Here is a 483-nt window from a genome sequence, read left to right as displayed (position 1 = left end):
ATGAGAACTTCAATGGTAATGTCACCGTCGACTTTACCGTGTCTGATGGTCAGGGTGGTACCGATACGGCTCAAGCGAATATTGTAGTTGTTCCTGTGAATGACCCGCCAGTTGCAGGGGATACGTCTTTCAGCATGAATGAGGACGGTACAATTACATTGACACCTGCACAGCTTTTGGCGAATTCAAGTGACGTTGAAGGTGATGTGAGTCTGCAAGGTGTGAGCTACTCAGGATCAGATGGAACGCTGAGTGAGAATGATGATGGCTCCTTTAGTTTTATTCCGAATGAGAATTTCAATGGTGACATTGTCCTCGATGTGGTTGTGTTAGATGCTGAGGGTGCGAGTGATACGGCCCAAGCGAATATCGTAGTTGTTCCTGTGAATGACTTCCCTGTTTCAGGTAACTTGGCGTATGCAATTGATGAGGATGGAAGTATCACACTGAGCCAAGAACAGCTCTTGGCGCAAGCGAGTGATG

At 47.0% G+C, this 483-nt stretch carries 1 protein-coding gene; it reads left to right on the top strand.

Annotated features, from left to right (window positions below):
* Positions 1–483 (top strand): tandem-95 repeat protein (locus tag A3738_RS11020; RefSeq protein WP_156504210.1); only part of this gene is annotated, 483 nt, incomplete at both ends.

This window comes from Oleiphilus sp. HI0066, from assembly GCF_001635725.1.
This window is presented reverse-complemented; position numbering and strand designations above follow the sequence as displayed.